The sequence below is a fragment of the candidate division KSB1 bacterium genome (genome assembly GCA_022562085.1).
Lineage (GTDB): Bacteria > Zhuqueibacterota > Zhuqueibacteria > Oceanimicrobiales > Oceanimicrobiaceae > Oceanimicrobium.
This window is the reverse complement of record JADFPY010000073.1, coordinates 1-15,269: the sequence shown is the minus strand read 5'-3', so window position 1 is coordinate 15,269 and position 15,269 is coordinate 1. Positions and strand designations below refer to the sequence as shown.

The 15,269-nt window shown below is 43.0% G+C and carries 13 protein-coding genes and 1 pseudogene; all 14 read right to left on the bottom strand.

All coding sequences use genetic code 11. From position 1 onward, the window contains the following. Positions 1-142 precede the first annotated feature (142 nt). The 14 genes and pseudogenes from IH879_08745 to IH879_08680 all read right to left on the bottom strand — a co-directional run bounded on the left by IH879_08745 (position 143) and on the right by IH879_08680 (position 14,890). Positions 143-496, bottom strand: a complete 354-nt coding sequence (locus IH879_08745; protein MCH7675026.1) for a hypothetical protein — start codon at positions 494-496, stop codon at positions 143-145. Between the two features lie 217 nt (positions 497-713). Continuing rightward, a complete protein-coding gene (locus IH879_08740; protein ID MCH7675025.1) occupies positions 714-890 on the bottom strand; it encodes a hypothetical protein in 177 nt (58 codons plus the stop codon). 9 nt (positions 891-899) lie between these two features. Continuing rightward, positions 900-1,535, bottom strand: coding sequence for a deoxynucleoside kinase (locus tag IH879_08735; protein ID MCH7675024.1), 636 nt, complete (start codon positions 1,533-1,535; stop codon positions 900-902). A 15-nt stretch (positions 1,536-1,550) separates the two neighbouring features. Further along, positions 1,551-2,066: a 2-amino-4-hydroxy-6-hydroxymethyldihydropteridine diphosphokinase gene (gene folK / locus IH879_08730; protein MCH7675023.1), complete on the bottom strand. Its 516-nt coding sequence runs from the start codon at positions 2,064-2,066 to the stop codon at positions 1,551-1,553. Between the two features lie 3 nt (positions 2,067-2,069). Beyond that, on the bottom strand, positions 2,070-2,432 hold the full coding sequence (folB, locus tag IH879_08725) for a dihydroneopterin aldolase (protein ID MCH7675022.1): 363 nt from the start codon (positions 2,430-2,432) through the stop codon (positions 2,070-2,072). A 182-nt stretch (positions 2,433-2,614) separates the two neighbouring features. Continuing rightward, the gene (gene groL, locus IH879_08720) at positions 2,615-4,246 is read right to left on the bottom strand and encodes a chaperonin GroEL (GenBank protein ID MCH7675021.1); all 1,632 of its coding nucleotides are present in this window, start codon (positions 4,244-4,246) and stop codon (positions 2,615-2,617) included. A 45-nt stretch (positions 4,247-4,291) separates the two neighbouring features. Next, positions 4,292-4,576, bottom strand: coding sequence for a co-chaperone GroES (gene groES, locus IH879_08715; protein MCH7675020.1), 285 nt, complete (start codon positions 4,574-4,576; stop codon positions 4,292-4,294). A 211-nt stretch (positions 4,577-4,787) separates the two neighbouring features. After that, positions 4,788-6,565 (bottom strand): annotated as a pseudogene (locus tag IH879_08710) (SLC13 family permease). Positions 6,566-6,740: 175 nt separating this feature from the next. Continuing rightward, positions 6,741-8,156 (bottom strand): L-seryl-tRNA(Sec) selenium transferase, encoded by a 1,416-nt coding sequence (locus IH879_08705; protein MCH7675019.1) that lies wholly within the window; start codon positions 8,154-8,156, stop codon positions 6,741-6,743. A gap of 20 nt (positions 8,157-8,176) precedes the next feature. Then, positions 8,177-9,370, bottom strand: coding sequence for a phosphoserine phosphatase SerB (gene serB / locus IH879_08700; GenBank protein MCH7675018.1), 1,194 nt, complete (start codon positions 9,368-9,370; stop codon positions 8,177-8,179). A 174-nt stretch (positions 9,371-9,544) separates the two neighbouring features. Next, a complete protein-coding gene (locus IH879_08695; protein ID MCH7675017.1) occupies positions 9,545-10,213 on the bottom strand; it encodes a hypothetical protein in 669 nt (222 codons plus the stop codon). A 97-nt stretch (positions 10,214-10,310) separates the two neighbouring features. Beyond that, a complete protein-coding gene (locus IH879_08690) occupies positions 10,311-12,029 on the bottom strand; it encodes a hypothetical protein (protein MCH7675016.1) in 1,719 nt (572 codons plus the stop codon). A gap of 78 nt (positions 12,030-12,107) precedes the next feature. Beyond that, positions 12,108-13,379, bottom strand: coding sequence for a DUF1501 domain-containing protein (locus IH879_08685; protein ID MCH7675015.1), 1,272 nt, complete (start codon positions 13,377-13,379; stop codon positions 12,108-12,110). A 23-nt stretch (positions 13,380-13,402) separates the two neighbouring features. Next, complete coding sequence (locus IH879_08680; protein ID MCH7675014.1) at positions 13,403-14,890, bottom strand: DUF1800 domain-containing protein; 1,488 nt, start codon at positions 14,888-14,890, stop codon at positions 13,403-13,405. Between the last annotated feature and the right edge of the window lie 379 nt (positions 14,891-15,269).

Here is a 15,269-nt window from a genome sequence, read left to right as displayed (position 1 = left end):
AATAAACCCCATCTTTGATGACCAGAGTCCGCGTTCACTACCGTTTGCATTCATAACTTATTCTCCCCTCCGGGATAAGTTCAATTTATGGGTCATAAAATAAAGAATTAAACTTTCTTAATCAACTTAAATTGCCTAAAATTCAAAATTCTGCGCGCAAAGAAAAACCAAAATCCACGCCGTCTGCCCCGAAGGAATCATTTAGTGCGCCGATTCGAATTGCCAAATCCGGGCCGGTATCAAAATCGTATAAATGGGCATCGATGTAAGCATCCAACATACTCAGCAGAGTGGCAGCACCAATCCACCAGTACATTAAATTCCGGCGGTCCTGGTAAAATTCTTTTTCTAAAGGAGTGGTACTCTTGCTGGCTCTGTTATTGTAATAAAACGTAAATCCAATCAGAGTCCCTTGTCCGGCAAGTACAATGGCGGCCTTAATGTATTGTTCATTATAAAATTGTCCCAAACCGGGAAACATCAGGGATCTGATCATTGCGCCCTTGGGAGATTTCGTCTTTAATTTTGTATTTCTTGTTGAATCCTCAACTGATTTTTTTTCAAAGTTTTGATTGAAAGATGAACCACTTTCTTGTGCTTTTATATCGGAAGCAAAAAAAAATGTGGAAGAAAAAATGAGGACAGAAAGTAGACTCTTCATATTAAAAATTAACGAAAGGAAAAATGTAGAATTGGGGGGGAAGGACTGTCACTTATTCGATGTCCTTAAAATCAACGTCCTCGACATCGGCATTGCCTAAATCCAGAGGTGGTTTCTTACTTTTTCCTTTTACTTCTTGCTTATCTCTGGGTGTAAACAATCTAAACACTCCGGAAAGCAGCTTATAAGCAAAATAAAGTAAAAAACCGAGAAAGATTAATCGAAACAAGGACATACCTTACCTTTTCGCTGGTGAATAATACTGTGTGCCTGAAATCGGTCTGGCGATCTGATGAATTAAATCTTCAAAGTCTTCCTCTTTATTCACAAAATCAATTTCTGTGGAGTTCACGATTAAAAGAGGGGAGTCGCTATAATTTAAAAAAAACCGGTTATACCCTTCATTAAGCGAACGAATGTATTCACTGGTTATGGTCTTTTCATAATTGCGGTTGCGTTTCCTGATGTTGGACATTAGCCGCTCGGTGTTTGACTGCAGGTAAATAGCCAGGTCCGGTTTCAGAATGTCCCGTTCAAGCATCAAAGCAACCTTGTCGTAAAGGATTAGTTCCCGGTCTTCCAAATTCAACGAAGCGAAGATGCGATCTTTGGCAAACATATAATCGGTAACGAGTAAATCCTGAAAGAGTTCTCTTTGAGGGATCTCCTGCTGCTGGCGGTAACGACTCAACAGAAAAAAAAGCTGTACTGGAAATGCAAATTGCCGTGGATTGTTATAAAAATCTTTGAGAAAAGGGTTCTCTTCGTGCTGCTCAAGCAATATTCTACCGCCAAAGTGATCTGACAATTTCTTTGTTAAACTGGTCTTCCCTACCCCGATAACTCCTTCAATTGCGATATACTGGAGACGCACATATTACCTCGTAACTTAATTGAAAGCGTATTGTTCTTTCGTTCGATACAGTTCGATTTTAGTTTCATCCACTATATTTTCAAGAACCTCACCGATACGGTAACCGTTTGGCGGCAGTAGAAAATCCGCAGCAATCTCGCTCAGTGGTAACAAAACAAATCCGCGATTTTCGGCTTCCGGGTGAGGGATATTTAAACTATCGGTGCTTATGACCGAATCTCCCCAATAAAGAATATCAATGTCGATGGTTCTGGGTCCCCAACGAATTTTTCTGGTTCGGCCCAAATCATCCTCAATTTTCAGGGTGTTTTTAAAAAACTGCTCCGGAAAGAATTTGGTGGAAACCTGGGCAACCATGTTTAAAAAATCATTTTGAGCAAGATATCCGAGCGGCGCTGATTCGTAAACAGATGAACAAGCTAAGACCGTTGTTCCGGGCAGCTCATTGAGCTTTTCAATAGCGCTCTCTAAATTCACTAACCGGTCGCCAACATTCGAGCCCAAGCCTAAAAATATATTTTTATGAATCATTCCTTAATGGGAACGGACAATTTCAACTTCGATTCCATCCTGAATACCGCGAATTGGCGCATGCGGTTTACGAACCCGCACCAAGACTTCACTCACTGAGAATTTTTCAAGAATTGCTTGTGCGACTTTTTCAGCCATCGTTTCCAAAAGTAGAAACTTACCGTTCAAGATAATCTGCTCGACCACTTCAAAGACTGCATAAAGATCAACCGTGTTCTTTAACTTATCAAACTTCGCAGCTTCCTGAGCATCTACTTTAAGCTCCGCGTCTACCTCAAATCGCTGACCGATTTCCCTTTCTTCATCCCAAACACCGTGGTAGGCATGAAAGGTCATGTTCTTTAGTTTTATGACGTCTTTTGCCATTATTTATTCGGAATAAAGAAAATGGAGTCCTTTTAACATTGGTGAAAAAATGACTGCAAGTCTCTAATTTCCAGACTCGAACAAATATATTAAAATTGCGATTCTTTGTCAAGAATAAAAAAAGGCCGTCTATCGAGTGACAGACGGCCAGATTTGATAAAATTAAAATTAGGAATGGATTTTTAGTACATTCCGCCGCCGCCGCCCGGAGGCATGGCAGGCATCGGCTTCTCAGGTTCCGGTTTATCGACAATCGTAGTTTCGGTCATGAGCAACAAGCCCGCAACACTACCTGCATTTTCCAATGCGACACGAGTTACCTTTGTCGGATCGATCACACCGTCCTTGATCATATCACCATATTCTTCGGTCTCGGCATTAAATCCGAAATTCGTATCATTGCTTTCTTTAACCTTTTGAACGACTATCGAACCCTCGTGGCCGGCATTATTCGCTATTTGGCGAAGGGGCTCTTCGAGAGCGCGACGAACGATTTCAGCGCCTATTTTTTCATCGCCCTTTAATTTGAGACCGTCCAGCATCTTCAGGCAACGTATAAAAGCGACACCGCCACCGGGAACGATACCTTCCTCAACTGCGGCGCGAGTCGCGTGCAGGGCGTCTTCCACTCTGGCCTTCTTCTCTTTCATTTCGATTTCAGTAGCAGCACCGATTTTCAGCACTGCAACCCCGCCGGCTAACTTCGCCAGACGTTCCTGTAATTTTTCCTTGTCGTAATCAGAAGTCGAGTTCTCGACTTGCTTCTTGATTTGATTAATTCTGCCTTTGATATCACCGGTATTTCCGCCACCTTCGACAATAGTTGTGTCATCTTTATCGATGGTGACTCGCTTGGCTTTTCCTAAATCAGTCGTTGCAGCATTTTCTAACTTAAAGCCTGCATCTTCAGAAATAACACGGCCACCGGTTAAAACGGCAATGTCCTCCAGCATTTCCTTACGGCGATCGCCAAAGCCAGGGGCTTTAACCGCTGCAACCTTCAAAGTGCCGCGAAGTTTATTCACAACTAAAGTTGCAAGAGCTTCACCCTCGATATCCTCGGAAATGATAAGGAAGGGTTTGCCCGTCTGGGCAACTTTTTCCAGGATTGGCAGCAAGTCTTTCATGACACTGATTTTCTTGTCGTGAATGAGGATCATCGGCTCTTCCAATTCAACTTCCATTGAGTCGGGATTGGTTACAAAATAAGGAGACAGATAACCGCGGTCAAACTGCATACCCTCAACGACTTCGAGGTTTGTTTCCGTGCTCTTGGCTTCTTCAACAGTGATAACGCCGTCTTTACCAACTTTTTCCATTGCTTCCGCGATCAAGTCACCGATAGACACGTCGTTGTTCGCCGAAATAGAGCCGACCTGGCCAATTTCAGCTTTGCCGCCAACCGGTTTACTGAGCTTCTGAAGCTCTTCAACAACGGCCTTCACTGCTTTGTCAATGCCGCGCTTCAAATGAGTTGGATTTGAGCCTGCAGTTACGTTTTTCAATCCTTCGTTAAAAATAGATTGAGCTAAAATGGTCGCGGTTGTCGTTCCGTCACCGGCAATATCGCTGGTTTTAGAAGCAACTTCTTTAACCATTTGAGCACCCATATTTTCAATGGGGTCTTCCAATTCAACTTCTTTGGCAACCGTAACACCATCTTTTGTTATGGTTGGTGCACCAAATTTTTTATCAATGATGACGTTTCTACCTTTTGGCCCTAAAGTGACCTTTACAGCTTCAGAGAGCTGATCGAGACCCTTTTTCAACGAAGAGCGGGCGTCCGAACCAAAATCGATTATTTTTGAAGACATATTTAAAATACCTCCTTGCTTATTTCGGGATTAGTTGTGTTAAAATTATATAATTGCTAAAATATCGCTTTCTTTCATAATTAAATAATCGTTACCATCAACAGTAACATCCGTGCCGGAGTATTTTCCGTAAAGGACTTTGTCACCTTTTTTAACTTCCATAGCAACCTTGTTCCCGGCTTCATTTACTTTTCCCGGTCCAACGGCGACAACTTCGCCTTCCTGAGGCTTTTCTTTAGCAGTATCGGGAATGATGATTCCGCCCTGTTTCTTTTCCTCAGGTTCCATAGCTTCGATGATCACGCGATCACCCAACGGCTTAATGTTCATTTATAAACCTCCATATAAGTTTAGATTTTTATTAGCACTCACCGTTAAAGAGTGCTAATTCGAACGTTGAATATAGAAAACAAAACATAAAATGTCAAGTTAAATTTGTGAAAAGAAAATTTTAAAATTGTAATTTTTGGGGCTACTTATAGCTTTTTCATGCTCTTTTGGAAAGATCAGGAGTGGCGAAAGATGAGTAGTTTAGTAGCCATTAAAACGGCCAAATTCTTGGAATGAGAAAAGTAGCGATAAGCCAAAACAAAATATTTAATGGTGTACCAACCCGCAGAAAATCTACAAACTTATATTTTCCGGCGCCATAGATCAGTGTGTTGGTTTGATAGCCGACTGGTGTCATAAAACTTAGCGAGGCGGCGAATGTCACAGCCATAAGAAATGGGCGTGAGCTTACTGCCAGCGAATTTGCGGCAACAATGGCGATTGGCGCCAGTAAAGCAGCAGTTGCTGCATTTGACATCACACTCGTCAGCATCATGGTTAGAAAAAACAGAGCTGACACCAAAGCCACCGGCCGCCAATTACCGACAATCGAAATGAGAAGATCGGATATCAAATAAGCTGCCCCTGTTTTCTCGAGTGCAACGCCGAGAGTTAGGACGCCGGCCAGCAGCAGAATCACGTTCCACTGGATGGCCTGATAGGTTTCCTCGAGGTCTATACATTTGGTCAAAATGAGCAAAGTACATCCGATGATTGCACTTACCACAATCGGTAAAATATTCAGCGCAGCGGTTAGAACCACCCCAAATAGAATTGTTAAAGCGGGAATAATTTTACTTTTTGCGAAAGATGGGAAAGTCGATTTCAGAAACAACCACAAAGGCCTGGTGTTGTTTGAGCTGCTCCAGACGATTTCTTCTGACTTCAACAAGGAGCGCATCGCTGGCGCGCAGGCACGTCCGGCCAACATTTTCCCGCCTAACGGTGCCGCTGTGGCGAATTGCCAGCACAATGGCGCCAAAAGTATTGCGGAATTTCACACTCTTGCAAGTTTTGCCTTCAAGAACAGAGTTTGGCGCAACGACGGCTTCTACAAGCACGGCCAAATCAGATTCAAAATCCTGATCCCGCCATTTCATTCCGGCTTTCAGTACGATACCTTCTCTCTCCTGCAATTTCCTAATTTTTTCAACATTGCAGCGAACCCGCAACATTGTCGTTCCCTTGCAGAATCAGTTGCGGCAGCGGGACAATCAGGGGCATTTTATCCCGATACACGCCGATAATAGCAATATCGAGATCATGAACCAAAGGGCTTCAAGTAAAGATTTGCCGACGGACTTCGCCTCGGGTTTTAAAACGATGTCGGTTAGATAATCCCCCATGCCGAACTTTTGGGTCAATTCTGCCTGCGTTCTACGCTACGGAATCAGTCGAACGCCGAATGTAAACATGTATAGAATGCCAACGCCAAAAAAAACGAGTCCAAGCGCTGAGAATTCAAACAGACCCAAAGCTGGCTGACCGTAGTCTTGGGCAATTGAGCTGACCAGAATATTTGTGGATGTGCCAATGAGCGTGCAGACGCCCCCGAACATGGAAGCAAAAGATAAGGGCATTAACAACCTTGAAGCGCTTGTGTTCATGTCGCGGGCAACCCCAAGAACAATGGGTAAAAAAATCGCCACAGCCGCGGTATTATTTATGAATGCCGAGACAACGCCAACAGTTAGCATAATGGTGATTAAAGCCAGCCAAAAATTTCGCTTGCCAAGCAGGTCAGAATTTTTCCAATAAAGATGACCGCGCCGGTTTTGGAGAGGCCGGCGTTGAAAACAAACATGGCCGCGACGGTTACAGTCGCCGGATTGCTGAACCCGGAAAGCCCCTCCGCCGGTGAAATGATGCCGCTGCCCAAAAGCGTCGCCATAATAATAAGCGCACCAGATCGATCGGAAAGAATTCGGTAGCAAATAAAAAAATGGCGATGACAACGAGCGCCAAAACGACTATTATTTCGAGTGTCATTTAAACGTTTAATATTATTGCATTTAGATACTAACTTTTCTCGTGAAGGAAGTGTGTTCTGGTAAGCAAACGGAAAGCAAAATACTTTAAAATAAATTTTATTTAAAAAAATTTATCTGGCTTATTTCTTAATTCAAAGAAAGTCTTAAGGATAGGGAGAATCAAATAAAAAAGCTTAATTCGAAGTCAGGATTTTCTGGCAGGCTTCGAAGAAGATTGCGTGCTCATCTTCAAAAATAGTGCGCAGATCGAAAAACAATCGATTATTGCGAATATAACCAATTATCGGCGGCGAATGGCACCGAAAATTTTTTGCAAGTGTTTCCGTGGAAATAGAATCCATGCACAAACTTATCGCTTTACTTGGAAGTTCTTCCAAGGGCATGGCACCGCTGCCTATTTCAATATTCGTGTCTTCAATTTTGAATTGACATGAAGTTTTAATCCTATCGAGTTTACTACTCAATTCTTTTGCTTTTTTATTTAAATTCTCCATCGGTTCGAGAAGCATTTTCAGGACGTAGTTTTCCTTTAGCAAGGCGTCTTCATTTAAGTAAAGGCGGAGCGTGGGTTCAAGAGCGGCATAAATGAGTTTATCACACCGCAAGGCTCTCATGAGTGGATTTGATTTTATTTTGTCGATGTATTTCTTTTTGCCAACAATAATGCCTGCTTGTGGTCCTCCTAAAACTTTGTCGCCGCTGAACGTAACGACATCGACCCCCGAAGCCACACTTTCGGCAACGACGGGCTCGTAGGGTAAATTATATTTTCTCAAATCAACCAATACGCCGCCGCCCAAATCATAAATAACCGGGATGTTATGTTTTTCTCCTAAGCTTACCAGCTCTGAAAAACTCACCTCGGTAGTAAATCCTTTCACTCGAAAGTTAGAGGGATGAACGACGCAAATTACCCCGGTCTTGCCGGAGATGGCCTTTTCATAATCTTTCAAATGAGTTTTATTGGTCGTCCCAACCTCAACCATTTTTGTGCCGCTCTTTTCCATCACTTCGGGAATCCGGAAAGAGCCGCCGATCTCGACAAGCTGGCCGCGTGAAATAACGGCTTCTTTGCGAAAAGACAAAGTATTCAAAGTTAAAAGGACGGCTGCTGCATTGTTATTAACCACACAAGCTGCTTCGGCGCCGGTGAGATAACGGAGCAAGTCCTCCACATGGAAATTTCTTTCGCCCCGTTTTCCGCTTTCCAAATCCATTTCTAAATTAGAGTATCCGTCAGCAACTTTGGCTAAATTTTCTTTTGCTTCTTTTGTTAGGGGAGCCCTCCCTAAGCCTGTGTGCAATATAATGCCGGTACCATTTATTGCTCTTTGCAAACTTGGACGGAGGAAGTTCTGCATTCTTGACAAGCTTCTACTCAAAATTTGATTTGTAATTGATTCGCGGGAAGAATTATTTGAAGACTCTTTTGCCAGCAGCTCTGCTCTATATTGTTCCGTTACTGTTTGAACATTTTGAAGCACGAATTCATGGGAAAACTTTAAAATAAAGGGTTGTAACTCAGAATGCTTTAGAATTTGATCGACCTGGGGAATTTGAGAGAGGAGTTTTTGTTTAGAACTTTTCATTAGAAAGCTGGAGAGAGTTGTTACCGATTGTTCTCGACGGCTCGATCAGTGGCACCCAGGCAATAAAGCAAGCCAAGAAGGTTAGAGTGAGTAATCCGCCCGTCGGCCACTTTCTTAAGCAGCTCACTTGCATTAAATGCAATCCCAAATCCTGCGTTTTTTAACATAATTTCATCGTTGGCGCCGTCCCCCACCGCAACGATTTCTTCTCGGGAAAGACCCTCTTTTTTTGCCAGATCGCGGACGATGGCCCCCTTAGCTTCCCGATCAATAATTCGACCTTTTATTTTACCGGTTAGAACGCCATCTTTGACTTCCAAATCATTGGCAAAAGTATAATCAAAACCGAGGTGATCTTTTAAATGATCGGTAAAAAATTTGAATCCACCCGAAATGAGCGCCAACTTAAACCCCATGGTTTTTAAAGTTGCGATCAATTCATGAGCTCCGGAAGAAAGTTGTATTCCATCGGCTACTTCTTTCAGAACCGAAACCGGCAAGCCAGCTAAAAGCCGTACCCGCTCTATGAGAGCTTCCTTAAATTCAATTTCGCCGGCCATGGCTTTACTGGTTATTTTAGAGACCTTGAGACCGACATTCGCGGCTTTGGCCAGCTCATCAATTATTTCGCCCTCAATGATTGTCCTGTCCATGTCAAAAACGACCATGCGGCGGCGCTGGCGAAAGGGCGTGTCCGGTTGGATGATGGTGTCAAATCCAACTTCGTCGCAAGTGCGCTGAATCACTTCTTTCAGGACCGACAAATCTCTTAACTCAGATGCATCTACCATCATTTCCAGCGCCACCAACTCACCCCTGGCGAGATGGTGCATGCGCTCAATGTTAACTCTAAAATTTGCCAATGTGTTGGTGATCGCTTTCAAAATACCAACTTTATCCCGCCCGATGATTGTAAACACCTGCAAGTCTTTTTCAACGGACTTGAGAGCCGTTGTGCCCTCCACCAAATCGATGTTTAGTTCCAGGGGCAGAGTCCCGGCATTTTCTTTCAAACGGTGACAAGCATCCTCCGGCGAGTCTCCCGAATTGAGAGGTTCCATAACCATAAATATGGTAAAAACCCCGTGCACGGCATTCTGCTCGACGGCAACAATATTGAGTTTTGAATCAGTGACGGCGCTGCAAATATCAGCTATCAGGTAGGGTTGATTTTTCCCGAATCCGTTTAGTACAATATATTTCTTATCCTTCATCTGCAACAGTTTGGTTTAAAAAAAAATATAACATTGCCTACTTTACCGACAATGCGAATAAAGTGGTCAAATTGTATTAAATATTCTTCAAAATGTCAAGCCACATTTAGAACAAATAAAAAAGGCCCCGAAAATCGTTCAGGGCCTTTTTAAAGAGAGGAAGAAATATTTTGGTTAACTGTTGTTAGCCTGTTTCACAAAGGATTTCTGTTTGGTAGCGTTATAAACCAAATACCCGCCCAAAAGAATAAGCACAACTGGGAAAAACATGTCCGTTATTAATGAATCCGAGGTTACCAAAAACAAAAACCCGGAAAAAACAATCAGGCACAGCGCCGGCACTTTAGTCCAATCAAGTTTGTTCTTTTCGTTTCTTATTAAATAAAGAAATCCGAACGTCGACCCAAGACCCAGAAAAAAGATACTTCCCAATACGTCATCGTTATACAAAATCATATCAAGCCAAACCATACTTCCAATGGTAAATAAAATACCGGCCGGAATTAAAAACCCCCAATTTTCGCTGTTTCTGAGAAACCCGTAACCAAATAACGCAGCCGCAGTCCAGAGAACAATAACGCCGATGTACTGATCATCAAATCCTGGAATTGATTCCAGCCAAATCACCAGCCCGATGAAAGTAAATATGGCTCCCGTAATCAAAAATCCCATCGCCTTCGTTTTAACAAATTTAAAAAACAAATAAGCGCCAATGGCTAAAAAAGTCATTGAGACAGTCACTTCGTTTTCTATAAAAATAATGTCTAAATTGTTTAGCAGATAAGCCAGCCCGACCAAAACAAGCAAGCCGCCAAGCAGTAAATTACCTTTACCTTTTTCCAAGATTGGGTCCTCCGATTAAGAATTTCAACTGTATAACCCAAGTTAACGGTGAATTTCTATAGATGTTTCAGAAGCAAAATTAGAGTTTACGGGAAGTTTAAAAGGAGTAGGTCAGATCTAGTCCCACCAATGTGTTCTGTGAATCTCCGCTGTCATCTCTGTGACGGTCATCATCGAGGTTGGCGAGGATATTCAGTTGCCATCTTGAGGAAACATTCCAGGTGAGGAATAAGGAAAGCGAATTTGAGTTGCGGTCGGAGTAAAAATTGATCAGACTGCTGTCATTTGGGTCGGAATTTCTACTAGAGTCAGTTTGGATATTAGGGAACCGTTCAAGTGTGAAAGATTCTCGTAAACTTAACAGGACACCATTAATTTGGAACAATTCCAAGGTAATAACAGGTCCGACTTTATAATAATCCGCAAAGGAATAAGATTTCTGGTGATTCTGCAGAGCATAGTAAATACCAAAACCAATTCGCCATTCCTGATCGATATTAAAAATAAATTTGGGTTCAACTTCCCAAAATAAGTAATCAGGTAAACTTTCACTAACGATCTTGTAGTCCCGCTTTGTTATGGTGCCTCTAACCTCTGTCCCGACTCTCCGGGTAAAATCTAACCTAATATCTCCGGTTAAATTGTTCTCCCAAAAATCATTATAGAGCGACAATGAATCAGGCTGGAAATTCGTGTAGTCCCGCAGTCTTAAATCGTTTTCCAAGTTCAGGCTAAAACTTCTGCTGGTTGCCTGTAACAAACTCAACGAAATTCTATTCTCCCGATAATCCCTTTTTTTAGATACAGAGTGGTTGCGTTGGACATTTCTGTAACCAGCCTGTAAAAAAGATCCAAAACCAAAGTTTAATCTTATGGCGGTGCGAAAGGTATTGTTAAAATAATCCGGGTAGCTTTCATCTTCATTGTTGTTTTCATTTTTATGGTCATATCGTCTCAAAATGAATTCATCTCCGAAATCGAATGAAAACAATCGCGAGGGTTGAATCTTGAACAGCAGCAATGAAGTGTTCTGCCAAAATTTATTAATGCCGAAACCGCGAAAATAGGACGTGCCCTGAAAACGATTCTCAAACCGCCATGAAGATTTAGTTCCTATCGGTTTAGCAATTTTGGCATTGACTTCGCCGGAAACATAATCGCGGCTGTATTTGAGAAAAACCATACTTTGAATTGAGTTTCTAAATCCCGTTCCATAGTCGAATTTAAATCTTACCCCCGTAAATGGGTTGCCGTTGCTTTCAAGAATCGTACTGTCAACCGATGCAGACGCTAGCAAAGCAACATCTGTCGGTATAGTTCCGAGATTAATCTCCTGCCGCCAATGCCAGACATCAACGCCAGTACTCAGTTCTCGGGACCAGTTAAATTTATTGGCCGGTTTTAGAGAAAGCTCACCTAGGCCGTTCAGCAAATAGGAATCATCTTCCGATGGTACTAAAGCTGCGCCGTCATCCGGTTGCAGCAGATCCCAAATTGTTTCCAACCACAAGTTGGCCATTTGAAAATCCTTTGTCTTGGCAAAATTTTCAGCTTCCTTTTTAAGGCGAGTGATTTCTTTCAGAAGTATTGGATCACTGAATTTTTTCGTATTTTTCAGAATCCACCGTTCCAACCGTAACATCTCAATTCGATAATAAGTCTCTTCGTTCCAATCCGCTTCGGACAAAGTATCAGAAAAGCTCTCGCTCAGATTGTAAGTGGCGTTCTGACTATAGACATTTTTCGGCCAATTGCTTGAACTGCCTGCTAAAAGCAGCACTAAAATCAAACCATTTATTTTAATCGTTTTCTTCAATCGCTTCACTTTCAAAATTCAGCTTTTCAAGATTATCGGCAGAAGAGACTTTCCTTCGTAAAAAAATCAATGCAGTCATTAAACAATTTTTACTTTATCAAATTTCCTGCCCAAGATCGCTTCCGAGTCCACTTTTAACCAGTCCTCGAGAACCGCAGCATAAACCGAACGAAAGTCCGTATGTAATTTCAAGTCGCCGTCGTAAAGGTCTTCCAAATCTGGATGCTCGCCGACAAAGCCGGGTTTTACCGGCAAGCCAAAAATAAACATGGGCGCTGCCTTGCCGTGATCTGTGCCGCGGCTGCCATTTTCTGCAACCCGCCGTCCGAATTCGGAAAAAGTCATTCCCAAAACCCGTTCAGCTTGACCCAGATTTTCAAGATCAGTTTGAAAAGCGGCAATTCCTTCGGCGAGTGTTTGCAGGAGTCTTTCATGCAAATTAGCCTGATTGGCGTGGGTGTCAAATCCGGTCAAAGAAATGTAGTAGACTCGGGTGTCCAATCCGCCGGCAATCATCCCGGCCATCAATTTTAGTCCCTGCGCAAACTGATTTCGCGGGTAATCGGTATGATTTTGAACTTTGCGAACAGAGCTGCGGATTCGGTCAGCGCTGAGCACTGCATTCATTGCGGTGCGGCGGAGAAAATTCAGCATCGATTCTTCTTCTTTTGGAGAAGCGTCAAAGTCGAGTAAATTTGAATGTGATGATGAATAAAGCTGCGTCATGCGGTACAATTGTTCGGGATCTTGTACTGCAACCCCGGCTCCACTTTGCCCTCGCAGAGCAGGATTTAAGGTACTGCCCACACTGACGCCAAGTGTGGGACTGCATTCTTCTAAATGTGAGTTGCTGCAAGTGTGATCGAACAATCGGCCGACCCAGCCGGTTGTTTCAAAACTTTCCGCTACTCCCGATTGCCAAATCTCCATGGACCGAAAATGAGAGCGATCCGGATTCGGGTACCCGACTCCCTGAACAATCGCCAGCTTTCCATCGTCGTATAAACTTTTCATTCCGGCAAGACCCGGGTGAAATCCAAGCTCGCCATTCAAATCCAAAACTTTATCCTTTGCAATCGCCAGAGATGGACGCAGGCGGTAATAAATATCGTTTTTGTATGGAATGACCGTATTGATCCCGTCGTTGCCGCCGCTAAGCTGCACCACTACCAGCACCCGTTCATCCGGGATTCCCGGTTTGCTGCTGACAAGAGCAGAGTCATAGGGATTCTCAATTGAAAAAGCGGTTTTCGCCAAAAAGGTGGGTACGGTGGCAGTCGCGGTCGCCAACGTCAGTCCTTTTCTTAAAAACTCGCGGCGGGTCAAAAGTTTTTTAACTTGCTCAGCCATTTTTTCACCATCAATTTGATCAACTAACACAATTGATAAGCCGGCAAACCCATGATATCGCCGATGAGGTTTTTTTGAGCCTGCTTGCGGTTCATTGTGTTCAAATTATTTTTATAATTCGTCAGAAGCATTTGACGCTCGTCATCTGTGAGATTTTGAGCGAGCAAAACATCGGTTAATCTTTTTAAAATTGCATCGGGGGAATTCTGGCCTGACAAAAGCTTGCCCGGGTCGAATTCAATAGTAAAATCTCTGTCGCGCATGTTTCTGCCAAATGCACCTTTTGCTCTCTTTCGATCTTTTTTCTTACGGGGACCAAAATCGCGGCTCGAGCGCGGATCTATTTCGCGGGGGATTTTACCTCTTCCGATGATTTCGGCAAAAGTATATCGGGTTAGCAGTCGGGATATATCAATCCAGGATTTTCCGCCCGGCCAGCCTTTTACATTTGGCGGAAAATAAGGCACCTGCCCCATCAAATTTAAGGTGTAGAGCACAAACTCATCATTATTTATTTTAAGGTCGAGTGTTCTGGCTGTTCCAACCATAAGTTGAATCGGGCTTTTAATTTGGGTGCCAATTACTTTTGCAGCATAGAAATCTTTGTGTGAAAAAATCTTTTTGAGCAATGGTTCGATTTGGTAATCATGATTGCGAAATTCATCAGCGAATGTTTGAACTTTTTTGCCGGAGATATTTTCAAAGGAGAAAAAATTTAAAATCTTGCGGGCGATAAATTCCGCACAGGCAGGTTGGTCTAAACTAATGTTGACAATATCCTCACCGTTAAAATTGCCGGTGTGGCCTAAAAAAGTTTTCTTGCCGTGATCGTGCTGCCGGAATCGAATTCGAAAATTAAACGGGTCATTTGTCCAGCCAGTAAACGCCCGCGCAGCTTCTTTGACATCCGTTTCGGTATAATTTCCCGGGCCTAATGAAAACAACTCCATCAGCTCGCGGGCGAAATTCTCATTCGGCTTGCCCCGACGATTTTGGTTATTGTCAAGATAACGTAGCATTGCCGGATCGCGGGAAATGCCGTGCAACAAGTCTTTAAAACTACCGACAGCGTTTTCGTGAAAAAGTCCGAGCTGCGTAAAAAGAAGCGGGGGCATCCGTACTTTCTGCACCCCGGTAGCAAAATGACCATGCCAAAAAAATGTCATCTTCTCCCACAACATGTCGGATGGTTTGGGGGATTCGATCATCCGTTTGATCCACCCTACCTGAAATTCATGAATCCTCTGCCGGTTTAAGCGATTCAACTCGCGGCGCTCCTCTTCTGACAAATCCCTGATTCCCCGGAGTGAAAACCGATCGTATTCTGACAGCCAATCCGGAGTTTCCAAAGATCGGCTTTTAAAATCAAACAGCTTCTTTAAACCCGAGTCGAGTCCGATTTTATCAAGCAACTCGATCTCAGAAGGCTTGCCCCCAAAGCCTGCCCGGTTAAGTAGATGCCTGGCTTTGGTCCAATCCCACGGATTTTTGTCAAAATTCTCAGTTTTCATTTTTAGATAAGGTCATTAGTTCGGCCTCTCGACCCTCCGCAGAATTTGATGATGAAAAACGTAGGTCACTTAGGGTCAAAGACCTAATTGACAGGGATCGCAACTCAAATGTCAAAAAGTCCTCCGGACATTTTTGACCTACATCGATTTTTTTAAAAGTTCACTGTCTTCATTTTAGATCAAATTATTTGCCTTTCTTGGCAGCTTTGATTCTTTCCTTGATTCGTCCAATTCTGTTTTTCCGGCGACGTCTTTTTTCAACTTTATTGTACTGTTTTCCCATGATCCCTCCTTTTAATTTACTGAGTTCAAGTAATAAGTGCGACTGTTAGTAAAAAAGGGTTAATTGCTTAGTAGACTAACATTTCTCACTTGGAAA

What these genes read in the sequence shown, in the direction of transcription:
- IH879_08745 (MCH7675026.1), bottom strand. Translation starts at nt 496, where the DNA reads ATGATCAGATCCCTGATGTTTCCCGGTTTGGGACAATTTTATAATGAA.
- folK (MCH7675023.1), bottom strand. Translation starts at nt 2,066, where the DNA reads ATGATTCATAAAAATATATTTTTAGGCTTGGGCTCGAATGTTGGCGAC.
- folB (MCH7675022.1), bottom strand. Translation starts at nt 2,432, where the DNA reads ATGGCAAAAGACGTCATAAAACTAAAGAACATGACCTTTCATGCCTAC.
- groL (MCH7675021.1), bottom strand. Translation starts at nt 4,246, where the DNA reads ATGTCTTCAAAAATAATCGATTTTGGTTCGGACGCCCGCTCTTCGTTG.
- groES (MCH7675020.1), bottom strand. Translation starts at nt 4,576, where the DNA reads ATGAACATTAAGCCGTTGGGTGATCGCGTGATCATCGAAGCTATGGAA.
- IH879_08705 (MCH7675019.1), bottom strand. Translation starts at nt 8,156, where the DNA reads ATGAAAAGTTCTAAACAAAAACTCCTCTCTCAAATTCCCCAGGTCGAT.
- serB (MCH7675018.1), bottom strand. Translation starts at nt 9,370, where the DNA reads ATGAAGGATAAGAAATATATTGTACTAAACGGATTCGGGAAAAATCAA.
- IH879_08685 (MCH7675015.1), bottom strand. Translation starts at nt 13,379, where the DNA reads ATGGCTGAGCAAGTTAAAAAACTTTTGACCCGCCGCGAGTTTTTAAGA.
- IH879_08680 (MCH7675014.1), bottom strand. Translation starts at nt 14,890, where the DNA reads ATGAAAACTGAGAATTTTGACAAAAATCCGTGGGATTGGACCAAAGCC.